Source organism: Rossellomorea aquimaris (assembly GCF_001877785.1).
Taxonomy (GTDB): domain Bacteria; phylum Bacillota; class Bacilli; order Bacillales; family Bacillaceae_B; genus Rossellomorea; species Rossellomorea aquimaris_A.
This window is the reverse complement of sequence record NZ_MINN01000139.1, coordinates 59,919-77,964: the sequence shown is the minus strand read 5'-3', so window position 1 is coordinate 77,964 and position 18,046 is coordinate 59,919. Positions and strand designations below refer to the sequence as shown.

The 18,046-nt window shown below is 41.1% G+C and carries 11 protein-coding genes and 1 pseudogene; 5 read left to right on the top strand and 7 right to left on the bottom strand.

The annotated features are described in order from the left end of the window. Positions 1 to 7 precede the first annotated feature (7 nt). Positions 8 to 328, bottom strand: a complete 321-nt coding sequence (locus tag BHE18_RS20445; protein WP_141771952.1) for a hypothetical protein — start codon at positions 326 to 328, stop codon at positions 8 to 10. Positions 329 to 885: 557 nt separating this feature from the next. Between BHE18_RS20445 and BHE18_RS20440 the strand changes: the two genes are divergently transcribed. Then, positions 886 to 1,764, top strand: a complete 879-nt coding sequence (locus tag BHE18_RS20440) for a helix-turn-helix domain-containing protein (protein WP_071620347.1) — start codon at positions 886 to 888, stop codon at positions 1,762 to 1,764. Between the two features lie 45 nt (positions 1,765 to 1,809). On the opposite strand, the gene BHE18_RS20435 is transcribed toward BHE18_RS20440, so the two are convergent. From BHE18_RS20435 to BHE18_RS20410, 6 genes and pseudogenes are all read right to left on the bottom strand, one after another. Then, positions 1,810 to 4,935 carry a S8 family peptidase gene (locus tag BHE18_RS20435; protein ID WP_071620346.1) on the bottom strand — a complete coding sequence of 1,042 codons (3,126 nt, stop codon included), beginning with the start codon at positions 4,933 to 4,935 and terminating at the stop codon, positions 1,810 to 1,812. 187 nt (positions 4,936 to 5,122) lie between these two features. Further along, the gene (locus BHE18_RS20430; RefSeq protein ID WP_071620345.1) at positions 5,123 to 6,175 is read right to left on the bottom strand and encodes a C40 family peptidase; all 1,053 of its coding nucleotides are present in this window, start codon (positions 6,173 to 6,175) and stop codon (positions 5,123 to 5,125) included. A gap of 217 nt (positions 6,176 to 6,392) precedes the next feature. Then, positions 6,393 to 7,559: pseudogene (locus BHE18_RS20425) on the bottom strand (CDP-glycerol glycerophosphotransferase family protein); the annotation flags it as partial. Between the two features lie 104 nt (positions 7,560 to 7,663). After that, positions 7,664 to 8,470: a teichoic acids export ABC transporter ATP-binding subunit TagH gene (gene tagH / locus BHE18_RS20420; RefSeq protein ID WP_071620343.1), complete on the bottom strand. Its 807-nt coding sequence runs from the start codon at positions 8,468 to 8,470 to the stop codon at positions 7,664 to 7,666. A gap of 17 nt (positions 8,471 to 8,487) precedes the next feature. Then, positions 8,488 to 9,309: an ABC transporter permease gene (locus tag BHE18_RS20415; RefSeq protein WP_071620342.1), complete on the bottom strand. Its 822-nt coding sequence runs from the start codon at positions 9,307 to 9,309 to the stop codon at positions 8,488 to 8,490. 168 nt (positions 9,310 to 9,477) lie between these two features. Next, positions 9,478 to 12,831: a CDP-glycerol glycerophosphotransferase family protein gene (locus BHE18_RS20410; protein WP_071620341.1), complete on the bottom strand. Its 3,354-nt coding sequence runs from the start codon at positions 12,829 to 12,831 to the stop codon at positions 9,478 to 9,480. Between the two features lie 299 nt (positions 12,832 to 13,130). Here BHE18_RS20410 and BHE18_RS20405 point away from each other — a divergent pair, with 299 nt between their 5' ends. The 4 genes from BHE18_RS20405 to BHE18_RS20390 all read left to right on the top strand — a co-directional run bounded on the left by BHE18_RS20405 (position 13,131) and on the right by BHE18_RS20390 (position 17,995). Then, a complete protein-coding gene (locus BHE18_RS20405) occupies positions 13,131 to 14,681 on the top strand; it encodes a glycosyltransferase family 2 protein (protein ID WP_071620340.1) in 1,551 nt (516 codons plus the stop codon). A gap of 312 nt (positions 14,682 to 14,993) precedes the next feature. After that, a complete protein-coding gene (locus BHE18_RS20400) occupies positions 14,994 to 16,097 on the top strand; it encodes an acyltransferase (protein ID WP_071620339.1) in 1,104 nt (367 codons plus the stop codon). Positions 16,098 to 16,433: 336 nt separating this feature from the next. Beyond that, positions 16,434 to 16,826, top strand: coding sequence for a glycerol-3-phosphate cytidylyltransferase (gene tagD / locus BHE18_RS20395; protein ID WP_071620338.1), 393 nt, complete (start codon positions 16,434 to 16,436; stop codon positions 16,824 to 16,826). After that, positions 16,826 to 17,995 (top strand): CDP-glycerol glycerophosphotransferase family protein, encoded by a 1,170-nt coding sequence (locus BHE18_RS20390; protein ID WP_071620337.1) that lies wholly within the window; start codon positions 16,826 to 16,828, stop codon positions 17,993 to 17,995. The genes tagD and BHE18_RS20390 overlap by 1 nt, the downstream gene beginning before the upstream one ends. Positions 17,996 to 18,046: the final 51 nt, after the last annotated feature.

Here is an 18,046-nt window from a genome sequence, read left to right as displayed (position 1 = left end):
AAATGATTTATGCTTCTTTATAGAGGTCGTAACCGCTGTGGACTTCTTTCATCCCGATGACCTGGAGAAAATGATTGAGTTTGTTCATACATAATTTTTCCGAATCGTTGATGACTTCAAACCGGTCGATCACCGCGCATTTCGAAGTCTTTCTGTAACTGATACCCTTGGTGCTGCGGGGCATTTCTGATTGATCTTGGATGGCATAGGTAGAAACCAGTGCTTCACCGACCTTACTGTCACCTTGTTCAAATTCAAAGTGGAACTGTATCGACAAATCTACCTCGGAATATAGAGGATTTACTTTCATGTTGAGTTCTTTCATCATGAAGCCCCCTTTCTGTTATTGTACTTTTATACTATCACAATAAGTAAAAAGAGGTATTTTGGCTCAGTGACTTCATTAAGTAATCTCAGGCATTAAATTAGAGGAATCTGCTGTTTTTTAAAGAAATATATAACTTTAGGAATATTCTCAGAAGAATAAAATGTTTTCCTGTCAAAACAAAAACACTTTCAGTAAAATGAAAGTGTTAAGTTAATAAAACGTAGTATAGATAAATCGCAGAAGGTATTAATGAATATTTGGTAATTCTGTGGATTGGGGAGTAACCGTTCCGCCATATGATACTGCAGTTAACCCTGTGATTAGAAAAGCTGTAGTTAAAATGGCAAATAATTTCTTTTTCATAGGTATTTCCTCCTTTTTCAAATCAATGAAAATTCGATATGATTAGTTTAAGAATACTTATATTAACAAAAATTTTCAAATATAAAATAAGCCCTGAGGAGACTTTCTCACTAGATATTCGCGATCAAATGTATGAAAATCGATTTTTTTCTTACAAAAATATAACTATAGGCATATTTTAAGGATGGGATTTTATGGACTTTTATGCAGTCGGTAAAAAAATTAAAGAATTAAGAAAAAATATTGGTATCTCTCAAGAAGAATTAGCTGAGGGAATATGTACACAAGCTCAAATAAGTAAGATTGAAAAAGGGATTGTGTTTCCTTATGCTTCTACTTTATATTTAATATCGCAAAAATTAGGTGTAGATGTAAACTACTTCTTTGATATCGGCATGACACCGAGATTAGACTATGTACAAGAAGTCAGTCATCAGTTGAAGAAGGCAAGAAGAACATTTAACTATAATGATATTAAACAAATTGTGAAAGCAGAAGAACAGAACCCGTTATTCATACAAAACAATGCTAATCTACAAATATTAAAATGGCACAAGGGAATATATGAATATGAGTTGGATAAAGATGTGAAGAAAGCAATAACCACATTACAGGAAGCCATTAACTTGACTCACAAAAACAATAAAGTCTATTCCGAGAGAGAGTTAGAGATATTGATTTCCGTTGGTATGTTTTATTTTAACGAAGATATAATGAAAGCTAAAGAAGTATTTACAGAAATTCGGGAAGGGATTATGCTTTTACCATATTTGTCTGACTATACAATTAAAACTCGATTTTTTTATAATTACGCAAGACTGTTAACGAGGTCTGAAAAAATAGAAGAATCGATAAAATATTGTCAAGATGGAATCTCATGGTGTTTGGAAAAAGATACCATGTTCCTTTTGGGAGAACTGCATTACCAGATCGGTTACAATTTTGAATTACTAAATGACAAAGATAAAGCTAAGGTGTACATGGAAAAAGCATTGGTAGTATTTGAACTGCAGCAGGATGATAAGTATATTCAATTCATTAAAAATAAAATAACAGAACTAACTTCATTATAAAAAGGTAAATCCCTTGCAAATGGGATTTACCTTTTTAGTTTAGAATTATTTACTCTTCACAGTGACTTTTTTACCTTGGCTTACGTTTTTAGCCTTATCTTTCGCGGTTACCGTCAATACCGACATTGCTTTCTGCTGTTTTATTTTCACTGAAAACGATCCCTTCTTATCAGCCTTCCCAGTCCCGATCGTTTTATTTTTGGCTCTCACCGTGATCGCAGCGCCTGCTTCCGACTTACCTTTAACCACTTTGTCCTTACTCGTCACTTTATTGACTTTCGGGGAAGGGGGAGGGGTCTTGTCGCTGACTTTGATGTTCGTTCCTTTGCTGACATTCCCCGCTTTGTCTTTTGCTGTGACGGTGATGGTCGCACCGGCTTTTTGTTTCTTGATTTTTAATGTGAAGCTGCCTTTCGAATTTGCTTTGGCAGAGGCAATCTGTTTTCCTTTCACCTTTGCCGAAATGAAGGCGTATGCTTCGCCTGTTCCCGTCATTACCGTGCTCTTGTCGCTTACCGCCTTCACTTTAGGGGCACCTGGAGGAATGGCATCTGCAACCGTTAATTTTACTTCGGTGCTTTCTTTATAACCTTCGACTGCACTTGCATAAAGGACGGTGCCGGCTTTTTGATTAGGAATCTTTATTTTGAAAGAACCTTCATCATTTACTTTCCCTGAGGCAATCACTTTTTTCGATGTGTTTTTGATGGTTACTTTTAAGCCTGCTGCTGCGTTACCTGAAACGTATGAATCCTTATTGGTGACGCGTTTCACTTTCGGTTTATCCGGTGCTTTTTCGACCACTTTGCGGATGGACGCTTCTGCAGAGCCGCCGGTAACCGTCACATTTAGAATCTGATCTGTTTTCTGGATCGGAATCGTCACAGAGAATGCTCCTGATTTCGCTGCAGCCGTTCCCAGTACTTTGCTTCCATTCATTACTTTAACAGTTGAACCTGTCTTCGCTTTTCCGGTTACCTTTGTCTGGTTGTTCAGTACTGGATTTACGTTTACCAGGAGCTCCCCAACGCTGTAGGCACTTAAGGCGTTCAGGCTTCCCCAGCCGGAAACCATGTCGTAGCCCGGAAGCAGCTCCTCTTCAGGGTACGGATACTCTTCTTCATACTGATAGGGATCTTCCTCATATTGATTCATAGGGTTATCCAGTTCCTCAAAAGCGATATCCCTGCTCGTCTCCGTGAGCAGTTTTTCAACTTCTCCGGCAGCCAGCCCCGGCTTTTGCGATAAAAGCAGTCCGGCAGCGGCTGAGACATGAGGGGCCGCCATGGAAGTCCCGCTCATATAGGATACATTTCCGTCAGGGAGCAGGGCGGGGATTTCAGATCCCGGTGCAACCATATCCAGTCCTGTCCCGTAATTGGAAAAGTCCGAAACGATATTCAATTTATTTGTTGATCCGACCGAAATGGCATACTTGGAAGAGGCAGGGTAAGATACTTCTTCAAACCCGTCATTTCCGCTTGCTGCCACGATCACAGCGCCTTTTTTGGAGGCATATTGAAGCGCATACTCAATGGTACGGCTGTATGGCCCGCCTAAGCTGAGATTAATGACTTTCGCACCCTGGTCGGCCGCGTACATGATACCGTAAGCGATCTGTTCGGTGTCTCCGCTTCCAGAAGCATCAAGAACTTTTACCGGCAGGATTACAGCAAATGGGTTGATCCCGGCAATCGAGTAGTGGTTATTGGCTTTTGCTGCAATGATGGAGGCGACATGGGTTCCGTGCCCGTTATCATCGCTTGCATCGGCTGTTCTGTCCACAAAGTTCTTTCCTTTGTCAGAAGCAACCTGGTCAGAAAGGTCTGCCAGGCTGTGGTCAACCCCGGTATCCACGACCGCGATCATAGTGGAAGGGAGCTGCTTTCCTTGCAGGAGACTCTCCAGTGCATCGTATCCAATATCCCCGGTTTCGATCTCAGGATTTTCTAAAGACCATTGATAGGGATAGCTGGTATCTGTCGATAGAGCCCTGTATGTCTGAACCGGTTCGACATACTCGACTTCCGGGAGCTTTTCAATTTGTTTCTCTGTTGAAGCGGCAGTTGCATGATAACCTTTTTCTTCATCGTTCAAGTCGACAACAAGCAGCTGGCTGGTTTGAGAAGAAAGCATGCTGACCGATTGCGTCCCGTAGGATTTGACCTTTGAAATGACTTTGTTTGCTGATTGGTTGTCTTTTACTTTTACGATCAGCTTCTGTTCTGCTGCTGCCGAGGCTTCAATCAGGCCGGTTTTCCCCAGCAACGCGGCAACGGTGGAGCCTGACACCTTTTCCAGGTCAATCCCGTTCAGCGCTTTGCCCATTTGTTTCTGGAGCACTGCAGGCACTGCCTCATATGCGAGCATGTGCAGGGATTGAATAGCTTTCTGTTCAGAAGGTGAAATGGTATAACTGCTGTACTTCCCGTTATCGGCTGTATCGGAAAGCAGATTCTTCAAGGTGTCCAAATTCGTATAGACTTCCTCGCGCGCTTTCTTATTAAATAGTATTTTTGCCGAGATGAATGGTGCAGCTTTATAGTAAAGGGATGTCCATTCTTTGCCCTTCGTGTTTTCTGAAAGAAGGGTATCACGTATTGTGCGCATATCCTGCAGGATCGCTTTTCCGTTCTCTTTCTCTTTAGTACTTAATTCCGCAGGGCATTCTTCACTTGCACCCCCGTGCGAAGGCGGCAGGGCCACTCCTTCATATGCAAGCGAATAAGATCCGCGGGCACCGCCTTCATCAGCTTCCTCTTCCATTGGGTAAGATTCTGCCTTTATGTAATAAGGGCCGGTCCAGGCAAGAGGGAAGTCGATGGATGCTGCTTCGTCCGAATATGAATACCCTCTGTAGCGGTCAAAGGCTTCATTGGCTATTGCCTTATCAAGACTTGCATATACGGTGACCGTCACTTCTTCCTGTGATTGAAGATTGATCCGGAAGTGCGTGAAATTCCCGATATCTTCTGCAGAGGGAGTAACCTTATACCATTGAATGGTTTCTCCTCCCTCAAATTCGTCCTCGACCGTAATGGATTGTTCGAGTGTTTCGGCATCCAGCACCGGCATTTCTTCTCCGGCTGCCTTCACCATTGGAATGTCTGAAAGACTGTAACTGAAAAACAACATGAGAACTAGTAAACTGCTGAACCATTTTTTCCCCATGGGACTGATCCTCCATCAATTGAAATAATAAAATCAATTAATTAAACCACAATTCAACAACAAGTGGAATATAGTTTATGGGGGTCATAGAACAAAAATTTTTCTTCAAAATACGACAAATGACGCGGGTTCGCAAGCTCAAAATAAAAAAAAGCAGAATCCAAAAGGATTTCTGCTCTCTGGCAAATTACAATTCATAAAATCTCTTAAATCCGTCAAACTTCGATTTCCAATAAGAATTATTCAGGCTTGTGATCTCCACCCCGTTGTCACCCGCATGGATGAACTTATTATCGCCTACGTAAATTCCGAGATGCGAAATGCCTTTTTTATATGTATTTTCAAAAAAGACCAAGTCGCCAACTACAGGCTTATTCACATAAAATGAGCGGTTATAATAGCCCTCACTGGAAGTACGGGTGACTTTCACACCGGCTTTGTTGAATGCATAATAGATATATCCGCTGCAGTCGAAACCTGAAGTGGTTGAGCCGCCCCATACGTAAGGTTTGCCAAGCTGTGCTTTAGCGAGCGAAATGAGCTGATCTGCATTGAAAGCAGTGCCGTCCTGTTGCGGAGCCGGTTCTGCAGGCTTTGAAGGCTGCTCCGGCTGTACAGCTTGAGACGTTCCAAGCTTAAGCACCTGTCCAACATAGATCATATCACTTTTCAGGTTGTTGGCTTTTTTGATTGCGGATACGCTGACATTATAGTTGATGCTGATGTGGGACAGTGTATCACCGGATTTCACGGTGTAAGAACCGTTCGCAGACTCAGCCGGCTTTTTATTTGGGGCCGGGCTAGGAGCGGATGGTTCTGCAGGTGCCGGAGAACCGTCCTTTGAAACGGTCAATTTCTGTCCGGGATAAATCAAATGACTTTTAATATTGTTCCAGCTTTTCAATTCTCCCAGGGTGATGGAATGTTCGTTCGCAATGGCAATCAGCGTATCACCCGACTTTACCGTGTATGAATTGGCCGGTGCAGTTTTCGCCGGGGCAGAAGGGGCAGATGGAGTATTATCCGGGCCGGCTGCTACTTTAAGGACCTGATTCGGAAAAATCAAATCTGAATTCAACTTGTTCACCTGTTTTAGATTGGCAACAGTCACATCATATTTCCTGGCAATCGACCAAAGAGAATCACCCGTTTCGACCTTATGGGTGTTCGCGGCAGCAGTTGAGACGAAAGTGGTGGACAGAACAGCGGTGGCTGCAAAAGACACAATAGTTTTTTTCACGAATCTTTCTCCTTTTATGTACTAGTTTGGGATATTTTTCTGTCATTTTACCATATATTAAGAGGAATAGGGGAGTATTTTCGCGAATTATAGTGTGTTTTGTAGTTCTTTATGCATATAAACATCGTTTTGAAATATAAGTGTAATATTTGGAGTGAAAACGTAACATTATGAGCAAAAAAAGAAACCTGTTTTACCACAGGTTTCTTTCAGACTTCTAGTTCTTCCGGTTCGGCTGGAATACTTCTTCAACCACCCGTTTACTTGATTGTCCGCTCTCGAGATAACAGAACTTCTCATAAAATGAGTCAAAATCAGATTGATTAAACAGGTCTTTGTTCCTGACATGGTGAATAACTTCTTCCGTTGTCTTGACAAGAGGTCCCGGAGCCTGCTCCTCGAAGTCAAAATAAAAGCCTCTCAATGAATCCCGGTAATTTTCAATATCGTATACATAAAAAATCATCGGGCGCTTAAGGTTGGCATAATCAAAGAATACTGAAGAGTAATCCGTGATCAGCAGGTCGGAAATCAAATATAATTCGCTGATATCCGTATGATGGGAAACATCATAAGCGAATCCGGAATAATCATTTAGATCGAGGTTTTCAGCGATAAGATAGTGCATCCGCAAAAGGACGATATAGTCATTGCCAAGCTCCTTCTGCATCTTATCCAGATCAAGTTTAAGATTGAATTTATACTTGCCGACCGAATAAAATTCATTATCCCTCCAAGTGGGGGCATACAGTATGACCTGCTTGTCCTTTGGAAGATTCAAACGTTTTTTTATTTCTGCAATCGTTTCTGCATCATCATGATTATGCAGATAATCATTTCTTGGATAGCCTGATTCAATCATATTCTTGTTGAAGCCGAACGCCCGCGCGAATATTTCAGAGGAGTAGCGGTTGGGCGAAATCAGATAATCCCATCTGCTCGATTCATTCAAGAAATTCCGTTTATACTTCTCTGTATCCGTGCCGGGCATGTGCACTTCATCCATATCGGCTGCAAGCCGCTTTAAAGGGGTTCCGTGCCAGGTCTGCAGATACACGGTGCGGGCAGGCTTCGGAATCCACAAGGGCAGCCTGCTGTTGGACACCCAATATTTCGCACGTGCCATTTTGAACAGCCAGGGGATCGAGAATCTGGGAAGTGTGTTTAGCCCCTTGTCTTTGAAAATATTTGAATAACGTGGATCGATACTCCAATACATCTCATATTCAGGGTGATTTCTTTTCATATATTCATAAATGGCCCGTGGGTTGCAGCTGTACTGCTTGCCCAGGAAGCTTTCAAACACAACGACATTCTTTTTAGCAGGCAATTTTCCAACAAGGATAAAGGCCAATTTATATAATCTTTTAATGGTTTTGCCTCTTTTGATGCGCAGAAGAAGGTTTCTCAATCGTAATTCTCACTCCTTTGTTTAGTTAGGGGCACTGCATAGTAAAAAGAAGAACCATATGCGGTCCTTCTTCTTATTTATTGAGTGACGGGTTCAAGACCACTTTGTTTACGCAGTGCTTCTTCCCTGAACTTTTTCTTTTCGGCTTTGGACATCGCTTTATAGTCTTTAAAGAATTTCTCGTATTGAGGAATGACTTCATCGACGGGTCCGAACGCTTTTACTTCACCGTACTCCAGCCAAAGGATCTTCTCACAGAATTTCTTCATCTGGCCGATGGAATGGCTGACAAAAAACATTGTTTTTCCGCGTTCCTTGAATTCATTCATCTTCTCAAGACTTTTTTCAGCGAATGCTTTATCCCCTACAGATAGTGCTTCATCGATTATCAGGATATCCGGATCGATATGGACGGAAATAGCAAATCCGAGCCTTGACTTCATACCGCTGGAGTAGGATTTGACAGGCTGATCAATAAACTTCCCAAGCTCTGAAAACTCGATGATATCAGGTTCAACTTCCTTGATCTCTTTCTTATTGAATCCAAGCATCAGACATTTCAACTCTATGTTCTCGCGGCCTGTCAGTTGATTGTTCAATCCGGCAGCGACCGCAATCAATGCGGTTTTGCCGTGAACCTCCACTTTACCTGAGGTTTCCGGGATGATACCTGCCAGGATATTGGCCAAAGTGGATTTACCGGATCCGTTAACCCCGACAAATCCAATGATATCTCCTTTATCAGCCTCAAAGCTGACATTGCGAAGTCCGTAGAAATCTTCCCCGAAACTTTTGGGTGAAATAAGGTCAAGGATTCGCTCGGAAGGCTTATTATACAGCTTGTATTTTTTTGAGACTTTTTCTACGATTACAGATTTGGTCATAGTATCCTCTTCTTTCCTTATAGAAAATCAACGAAATGTCTTCTGAATTTCAGATGGATGAATGAACCGAAAGCGAATAATACCAGTACAAGGGCCCAGAAGTAGAGCGTATACTCCATGTGCTCGATAAAGTACCAGCCCTGGCCGAGCAGAGCACTTCTATATCCTTCGACAATATAATAAAAAGGGTTGATTTTCATGATGGTCACTAACTTTTCACTCAGCAGCTCTTCCATATTCCAGAGAATGGGGGAGAGATACAGCAGCATCCTCACCACGGATTGCACGACCATCTGTACGTCCCTGATGATGGTGGAAAGCGTCGACGTGATCAGGGAGATGGCAACGATCACTGCGATGACCGCAAACATATAGTACGGCAGCTGCAAATAGTAGATACTGATAGGATACCCCATAAATTGAAACATCAAAATTGAAATTCCCGTCAAATATAAATGCGGGTAGAATTTCGACATGATGACATAAGAGGGGATTGCGCTCAATGGAAAGCTCATTTTAGACAGCATTTTGATACGCGAATAAATGGATTTGGATGCTTGTACAATCGCCGGGTTTATAAAGAACCAGACGACCATCCCCGCAAGAAGCCAAGGGAAGAACGGAACACCGTCCACCTCTCCGCGTCCTTCTCCGCCGCTCTTAAGTCCGTAACCGAACACGAACCAGTAAATCGCGATCTGAATGCCGGGATTCAACACTTCCCAGAGCATCCCGAGATAATTATTTTTATTAGAGCTTTTTAGTTCATAGAGTGAAAGTCGTTGTATCAAATAAAAACTGCTAATTTGTTCTTTAAACACTGTGACAGCTGATTTCATATTGATTCCTTTCCTTCAGAACGGGCTGAAGACAGCCCGGTTTATCAAACAAGAATGCCGGTTGGTCAAACTGTTTGTCATAGTCTTAGACTATTCTGCAATAAATCTCTGATTTCTTCAATCATTTTTTCATGGAAGAAGGAAAAGGACGAAAGCTCGTCCTTTTATTCAGTCCTTGAAAAATTGATCAACAATTCGTTTAGAAGCCTGACCGTCTTCAAGATAACAGTATTTTTCCAGGAAGGCCTGGTATTTATCGCGGTAATCATGCTTCACCCGTCCGATGTTTTCAACCGCTTCAATAATTTCCTGGGTATCATACACAAACGGGCCGGGTGCTTCTTCTTCAAAATCCATATAGAAGCCGCGGATATTGTTTTTATATTCTTCGAAATCATAAGTGAAATACAGGATAGGCTGACCTGTATTCGCAAAGTCGAACATAACGGAAGAATAATCCGTAATAAGGATATCACTGATCAAGCTGAGTTCCTGGATTTCAGGATACTTTGAAACATTGTAAACAAAAGTTCTGAGTTCTTCCGGAATGGTAAGTTTGTTACTGATGACAACGTGCATCCGGAGCAGGATGATATATTCATCACCCAGGCGTTCTTTCATTTGCTGCAGATCCATCTTGATATCAAAGACGAACTTATTCTTGCCGGTTGTCTCATTATCCCGGAAGGTTGGTGCATACAGGATAACTTTTTTATCTTTCGGAATCCCCAATCTGTTCTTTACTTTTTCAGCCAGATCATCTTGACTTGGTTTGTAAAATAAATCATTGCGCGGATATCCGACTTCCAGCATATTTCCTTTGTATCTAAATGCACTTTTGAATGCCTTGGTAGCATATGAACTCGGTGACACCAGGTAATCCCATTGCTGTGTTGCTCCGTGGACGCGATCAAGATAATCATCAGAGCGGCCCTGGATGTTTTCGATATCAAACAGCATTTTTTTCAACGGAGTACCGTGCCACGTTTGAAGATAGGTGGTGCCTTTGCGCTTTTTGATGTAGGTCGGGAAATTTTGGTTGTTCACCCAATAACCTGATTTTGCAAGATAATAGAAATACTGGGGACTCAGCCTCTTGATCTGTTTGGTATCATCATCGCGAACCGGCATCGTCTGGTTATATACCCAGATTTTTTTGAACGGCAGCCCTTCATTGACAATTTCTTCGTAAATATAACGAGGGCTGTCAGCATACTGTTTTCCGATGCCGCTTTCAAACAGGATCATATTTCTGTCAATAGGTACTACCCGTTTTGCCGCGGCATAAAACCACTTCATTGATGGATAATACCATTTACTTCGGCGGTACCGATTGAACAATGCGGTTGCAAGCGGATTTTCGCTGATTTTTTCAGTCAGCGGCTTTTTGACTTCCGCTGTATTGATGACATTGTAAATTCTCTCAGAAGATTTTAAATCATTATATTTAAGGAATTTCCGCGACCTTTTCTGGAATTCAGCAGGCATAATGAATGACTGATCTTCGTATTTCCGGAGAGCGTCCAGTAAATGATCTGCATCTCTTACAATCGCCCCCGGGAGGTCATTATCAAGATCCAAATGTGAGCGGCGCTTGCCGATAAAGCGGTCACGGTCGAACTGGTAGTAGATGATCGGCTTATTTAAGAAGCTGAAGTCAAATCCTACACTTGAGTAATCAGTAATCATTAGGGTGCTTTCCTTCAATAGCCTCTGGACATCCACATCACCCTGATTAATGAGCTTGACCGGGGCATCGGTGAAATATTTCGTGAATGCCTGCATATTCGGGTGGAGGCAGAAGACTATTTCCATCCCGTTGCGTTCAGCTATAGCGTGAAGCTCTGGATGGTAAACAAGCTCTCGGTATCGCTCATAATATTCGCTTTCCAGGAAACTTTCTTCGTTATTTATCCAATCGCGCCACGTAGGGATGATCAGGATTTGATCCTTTTTTGCAACATCCTTTTTCAGCAGTTGATCGAATCTTGATAAACCAGTGACAAATACTTCTTTTGGATGATAACCGAAGTCATTTACAATCATGTCTTTTTCAAAATCAGAGCTCACAAGAAAAAGATCTGTGTCAAAGCCGGCTGCTTTTTTCCCGTAGTTTGCCACCATATTCTTTGTTCCCATGACACCGTGCTGCAGAAAGACCTTTGTAGCTTTCACAATCCGCTTATACCGCGGTGTGCGGACAGGATATAGATAGTCGGGATGATGGGATGAAATAACCTTTGTTGCAATCAAGGAATTCCATACGTGTTCCTTTGACTTAAAGTTAATGACATTTCCATATGGCTCGACGTTTTTTCTTTCTGGAGAATCTTTTTCAATTACGTAATACACATTTTTTTCAGGATGGTTCTCTCTCATGTATTTAAAGAAATGGAATCCTGTATCCTGCGCTTTATATGGTCTTTCACCAACAAGCCATACATCTTTGTTTCTGTTCATGAATCGATGAAACCAGGCGAATTTCTGTTTTGCCGCTAAATAAGTAAATGTTTCTCTGTCATATTCATATACTTCCAGCGACAAATTGGATGCCTTGAAGGTGTAGTAAGGGTTGATAATCGATACCGTTTCCCCTGCTGTGTAATGAGTTTCCTTAATGAAATATCTTGACCGGAAAGTCGGTCTGCCGACCCGTATTAGTTTTTCTTCCATTTTGTCATGAAGTTTGAGGGCAAGATAGATGTCATAAATATCTTCCTTGAGGATTTCTCCGGCGCAGACTTTATTAAAGTCGAGAGTGGCGGAATATTCATATCTGTTCAAGCCGAATTTGTTGCGTGTCTCCTCGTTCCAGTCAACGGTTGCGGGGCTGGTGAATTCACTGCTCGTGTTTCTTCCTTTCAGTACAATCCGTGAATGCAGGATCGTTGAATTTCGGGTGAACAATTTCCCGGATATGTCCATTGCTCCTTTTTTGACGGAAACGTGATCAATTTGAATTTTAGTGGGAGTATCAGGCTCTCCATTCAAAAGGAAGGATAGATTCCCTTTTGTCGTTAAATAGCAGATTCCTTTTTGATCGTTGTATTCGACAAAAGCCAGCCGGCCGCGCTCGGTATGCGTGAACCGTCCCAGGCGGATCATGTATGAAGCGATTGTCTCACCATCTTTTTCGGTGAAAGTGGCTTTATTTTCAATCGCTCGATAACCCTTTTCACCTAACTGTACAACGGGAACACTGAGCTTTACATACCAATCGAAAGCCTGCTCGCCTTCGGGATATTTGGAGCTTACATTTTTTATTAGTTCCGTGATGGAGAATTGATATTGAAAATGATGTTGATCGGATAATTGATTTGCGGAGACATTGAACCAATCTTCACTATTGAAACGGGAATTCAGCCATAGATCTTCAACTTTGTAGTAATCTTTAGAGAGTTTCCCATTAAATGTAAGGGTGTCGCCATCTTGAAGGATGGTAATCTTCTCTTTAAGCTTATTCTTGTGATTATTGCCCTTGCGGTTATTGTTTTTGAACTTATTTAAAAGTTTCGGGAGCATATCTCAGACCACCAATATTCTTAAAATTTTTTACAGAAAATTAATATAGACCATTTAATGATAAATGTTTTTTCAATTTTCGACAAGGACTGATAAATTCTTCATAATATGCATAGTTTCCGCTTTGCAATAGAAATTATTATAGCTTATTAAATACATAAAAAGAGACATGATAAGGAAGGGTAACGAATTGTTAAGAAGCTGTCACTTTGTAAAAGAATTTTAAAAAACCTTGAGGTTAATAAAAAGACGATGACGGGTATAATCCTTTGAAGGTTTCAACCGCTAGGAGGATGAGAATGAACAAATTAAATGGTGACTTTGGTCAGAAAGCAAGGGACTTAATTGCTCAAAAGAAATATAGTGTGTTGAATCATCCTCACAGCCTGATGAAAAAGCTGTTGAGCAGCAAGAAACTCACGGTAGTAACAGCTGCCTACAATGCAGAGAGATTCATCGGGAAGACCATTGAATCGGTGCTTAATCAATCATTGGAAGCAGAGAGCATCGAGTATATCATCGTGGATGATTGTTCAACTGACCGAACGGCCGAAATTGCCGCGTCTTATGCGGATCGATATAAGAATATAACACTGATCACTTTGCACGAGAATACCGGCTCTCCCGGGACTCCGCGAAATATAGGAATTGAGCTTGCAACAACCGACTATATTACGTTTCTGGATGCAGATGACTGGCTTCACCCTGACGGATTGAAAGCCTTGTATTCAATTCTGGAAGAGACGGGTGATGACTATGTTGCAGGGAAGACCATCAAAATGGAGAAATCGGGAGAAAGCATCATAGGTGAATTCGCTTCAGTAAAGGAAAGAAGGGGGATTTCGCCGTTTGATGTTCCGCATTTCTTCTATCATATGGGCCCAACTGCAAGAATGGTTAAAAGAAAACTGTTGATTGACCATGACATCCGGTTTCCGGAGATGAGATTCGGAGAAGATAAAGTTTTCTTCTCTGATGTATTCTTTAATGCAGCTGCCGTATCCACTACTGTTCAGCCTGTCTACTATGTGAACAGACTGGAAGAAAACAAAGGATCATTGACCAAAACGACAGATGTTTTGGATAAACGCAGAAATGATCTTGAAATCATTCACTATATCAAAGGTAAGAATCTTCCTTTGCATATGGAAAAGACAGCACTGACACGAATATATGAGTATGATTTCCTTCGGACATTCGACAGCAGCCTTTTTGTGAATTCAAAAAACAAGGAATCGTTTTTTGAATTGTTCAGAGAAGTAGTAGAGACAACATCGGATTTGCGTTATCCGTTCCTTGAGGAGTTCAAGATGCCGTTATTCAGAGCTGCAGCAGAGCTTTTTATCAATAATCGAATCGATGATTTCACGAAAATCTTCCTATGGCATAAAAAAGAGAAACATAAGAAGTACGTGATCAAAGGCGGGCTCCCGTACTTTGAAATTCCTTTTTTAGAGGACGAATATCATTTAATCCGTATTCCAATGCTTGCAGTAGCCTCTGAACAGGAAACGGCAGGGGAAAAGTCATACAGACAGACGTTTGAAGTGTACGGTGACTATATGAATGAAATAAATGAAATTGTCATCAGGGACCGTTCCAAGGTCGATCATGACTTGCTGTGTGATGTCAGCCTGAAAGGCAATGAGGGTTCCTTCATTGTATCAGTAGAGGACCTCAATCGCCTGGATGACTCCTTATATACCATTTTCGTCCGGTATAATGACTACCAATTGGCAAACCTTAAAGTCATCCCGCAAAATCATATCACCTATAAAGACAGGGAGTTCCTCTTCTATACTACAAAGGCGGATAACCTGGGTCTTTCAGTCAAGCCGGTAATGGAATGAATAGTGACATCTATTAAAGTGAGCTTTTCCAGGGCTCACTTTTTTAATGTAGCTCTTTTCGCATACTTTGCTGTTTTACACACAAGAAAATACCGGAACTTAGGGTTTTCTGATGTCCTTCTGCCTGTGGTCTAAACTTGAATTCGAAAAGGGCATGTCCACAAAGAAACATTCAGGCTGCTGGACAATTTACGAAAAGCAGCAATCTTTTAGAAAACAGCCTTTAATTTTAATGTAATGTATATTTAATTTCGCCATGTGACGAAACATGTTAAATTAGCGTGAAGCCGCTAGTAGTGAGGTGACACTTTAATGAAGAGAAACGATGCAATAGACTATCTTAAATTTTTTGCCATATTTGCTGTCATACTGATTCACGCAGGTCCATTCGAAGAAGTGACTGTCCGGGGGATAGAAGGACAATATATCGATTTTACCATTGATACGCTTTCACGCTTTGCAGTGCCGTTCTTCTTTATAACTTCAGGTTATTTACTCGGAAAGAAAATGAGGGCGCGCGACGGGAGCGGCGGGGGTGTGTACTTCAGCAAGTACGTGTCAAAGCTTTCAATTCTTTTTGCAAGCTGGTTCATTTTCTATATGCTTTACGATTTGGCCGTTCAGGTGTTCTTTCACTCCTTCCCTATTGCGTCTGTAAAAGAAACCATGCGATTCCTGGGTGAGAATATCAGACTGGAAGTGTTCTTCTATGGGGAAAGTTCGGGCTATCAGCTTTGGTATCTGGTTGCACTTATATGGAGCATCATCATTTTATATGTTTTCCTTCATCTGAATAAGCTTAATCTGCTGCTATTAGCAAGCTTTGGATTACATTTAACAGGTCTGTTCGGACAATCTTATTCGGGTTTGATCAGTCTGCCGTTCGGAACGAGGGACGCAGTGTTTTTCGGTCTTCTTTACACAACATTGGGTGCTTATGCAGCGTATAACGAACAGACGATCAAAAAGAAGATAAAGGACATAAATGAGTATGTCTGGCTGGGTCTTTTCATCGTCTTTTCTTTCTTGTTGATCATAGAAAGAGGAATAACGGTCTTCATTCTTGATGGAAAGATAGGGGATTACTTCCTTCTGAGTCTTCCTGTTACAATTGCACTTTTCTTATTTGCGCTATCAAAACCGGAGTTGGGGAAAGACTCTGTGATTACGAAGATCGGGAGGGAAACCGCAGGCATCTATGTGATCCATGTCTTCTATATTAAATTCATTCATTTGCTCATAGATGTGATGGGATACCCTGGCTTGGAAGAAAGAGTGGTGTGGCATATTCTATTCAGCCCGCTGGTCCTGGTCCTCTCTTATGTATCCTATGAATTACTGCAAAAAGTGAAAAAACGTGTCGTTAAGCCGATGATAAGAATAAAGGGAATATCGCTGGCTCAATGGAAACAATAGAAAAAATTTCAATTGTAAATGTAGTGTAAATCCATTATGTTATGGGTATTAAGTAGATAGTTCACTAAATATTCATTCAAGGGCTCTTGCGATAAAAAGTTCCCTCGTTTAAAATGAGATGAAAGAATGGCATTTTTCGACAGTATTATTACGCAATTGTAAATTCCCTATAAACTCAGTGTAAAGAGTTTCGGGTATACTTGTCTTAAGAAATGCTTGATTACTTGATTATTAGATGATTTATTTACTAGTTTGCTATAATGACAAGCCACTTGGATTAATTGGATAAAAGAATAGAGATTTTTGGGAAGTTATAATACAGGAGGAGAACCTATAATGAAAAAAGTAATCACATATGGAACGTTCGATTTACTTCATTGGGGTCATATTAATCTGCTGAAAAGAGCAAAAGAATTGGGAGATCATTTAACAGTGGCAATTTCTTCAGATGAATTCAATGCCATTAAAAATAAAAAGTCTTATCACAGCTTCGAAAATAGAAAAATGATCCTTGAGTCAATCAAATATGTTGACGAAGTCATTGCTGAAGAAAACTGGGAACAAAAAGTATTGGATGTTGTAAATAGAGATATTGACGTATTTGTAATGGGAGACGATTGGAAAGGTGAGTTCGACTTCCTTAAAGAATACTGTGAAGTGGTTTACCTTCCGAGAACGATCGGTATCTCAACAAGTAAGATCAAAAAAGATCTGCTGCATGTAAAATAATGATCAGAGAGCTTGCTGTAACATTCTATTTATTTATTTTCAGCGTGATCTTTAAAGTCAGCAAATTATTCCCTTTGCAAAAGAAAGTAACCTTTGTGGTCTCTTTCAGTGAAAATAATAAAAGCATTTATAAAGAGATGATACGACAAGATTTTTCTTGTCGTACTCTTTTTTTAACGACAGAAAAAATGTATGGGATTTTCTCAAAATATAAAGACGCAGAAACATTGCTCTTTGAGTTTAAAAAACCTTGGGATTTCATACGCTCCATCTATCATCTGGCCACGTCTAAAGTGGTCTTCGTGGATAACTATTACGGATTCCTTGCAAAATCCGACTTTAAGCCGACAGTGGAATGCATTCAATTATGGCATGCTAATGGAGCGATTAAAAAATTCGGATTAAAAGATCCGTCGATTGAGAATAGAAGCCAAAAGGCCCAAAGTCGCTTTAAATCGGTTTATAATCGCTTCAACAAGGTAGTTATCGGCTCCGAAGCGATGGCAGAAGTCTTCCGGGAAGCATTCGGGGTGACAGAAGATCGGCTGCTCCGAACAGGAATTCCGCGAACAGATGTATTTTTTGATCAAAAGGCCCAGCTTCTCGCACAATCTGTACTATACAAGAAACATCCTTTCCTTAAAGATAAAAAAGTGCTGCTTTATGCACCGACTTATCGGGAAGACCAGTTGACGGATACTGAAATCAAGCTGGATCTGAAGAACATGGCTAAGCAATTCGGCGATGAATATGTCCTGCTTCTTAAACTTCACCCGGCAGTCAAAAATAACATAAGCATCCCTGGAGATCTGGCTCATTTCGTATATGATTTTTCGGGCCATCATCAGCTGAATGAATTATTATTTATTTCAGATGTACTCATAACCGATTACTCTTCCATTCCATTTGAATATTCTTTGTTGAATCGCCCGATCATATTCTTCTGGCATGACTTGGAGCAATACGAAAAGGAACGGGGAATATGGGAGAATTTCCTCTCACTCCTGCCTGGTCCGATTGCCCGTACCCCGGAGGAGGTCGCCGCTTTTATTGCTCAAGGGGATGTAAACATGGAAAGAGTCCGCTCATTCTCCTCTAAATGGAATGAATATTCAAAAGGGGAATCGAGTAAAAATATCTTGAATCATATAAGAGAGAAGATGGATTGATCTCATGAAAAAAAGCTGAAGCGGTTTTCGCTTCAGCTTTTTTAATTCAGT

Excerpts from the sequence above, each read along its gene's own strand:
- tagH (WP_071620343.1), bottom strand. The coding sequence starts at position 8,470 with ATGACCAAATCTGTAATCGTAGAAAAAGTCTCAAAAAAATACAAGCTG.
- BHE18_RS20410 (WP_071620341.1), bottom strand. The coding sequence starts at position 12,831 with ATGCTCCCGAAACTTTTAAATAAGTTCAAAAACAATAACCGCAAGGGC.
- BHE18_RS20415 (WP_071620342.1), bottom strand. The coding sequence starts at position 9,309 with ATGAAATCAGCTGTCACAGTGTTTAAAGAACAAATTAGCAGTTTTTAT.
- tagD (WP_071620338.1), top strand. The coding sequence starts at position 16,434 with ATGAAAAAAGTAATCACATATGGAACGTTCGATTTACTTCATTGGGGT.
- BHE18_RS20440 (WP_071620347.1), top strand. The coding sequence starts at position 886 with ATGGACTTTTATGCAGTCGGTAAAAAAATTAAAGAATTAAGAAAAAAT.
- BHE18_RS20405 (WP_071620340.1), top strand. The coding sequence starts at position 13,131 with ATGAACAAATTAAATGGTGACTTTGGTCAGAAAGCAAGGGACTTAATT.
- BHE18_RS20390 (WP_071620337.1), top strand. The coding sequence starts at position 16,826 with ATGATCAGAGAGCTTGCTGTAACATTCTATTTATTTATTTTCAGCGTG.
- BHE18_RS20400 (WP_071620339.1), top strand. The coding sequence starts at position 14,994 with ATGAAGAGAAACGATGCAATAGACTATCTTAAATTTTTTGCCATATTT.
- BHE18_RS20435 (WP_071620346.1), bottom strand. The coding sequence starts at position 4,935 with ATGGGGAAAAAATGGTTCAGCAGTTTACTAGTTCTCATGTTGTTTTTC.
- BHE18_RS20445 (WP_141771952.1), bottom strand. The coding sequence starts at position 328 with ATGATGAAAGAACTCAACATGAAAGTAAATCCTCTATATTCCGAGGTA.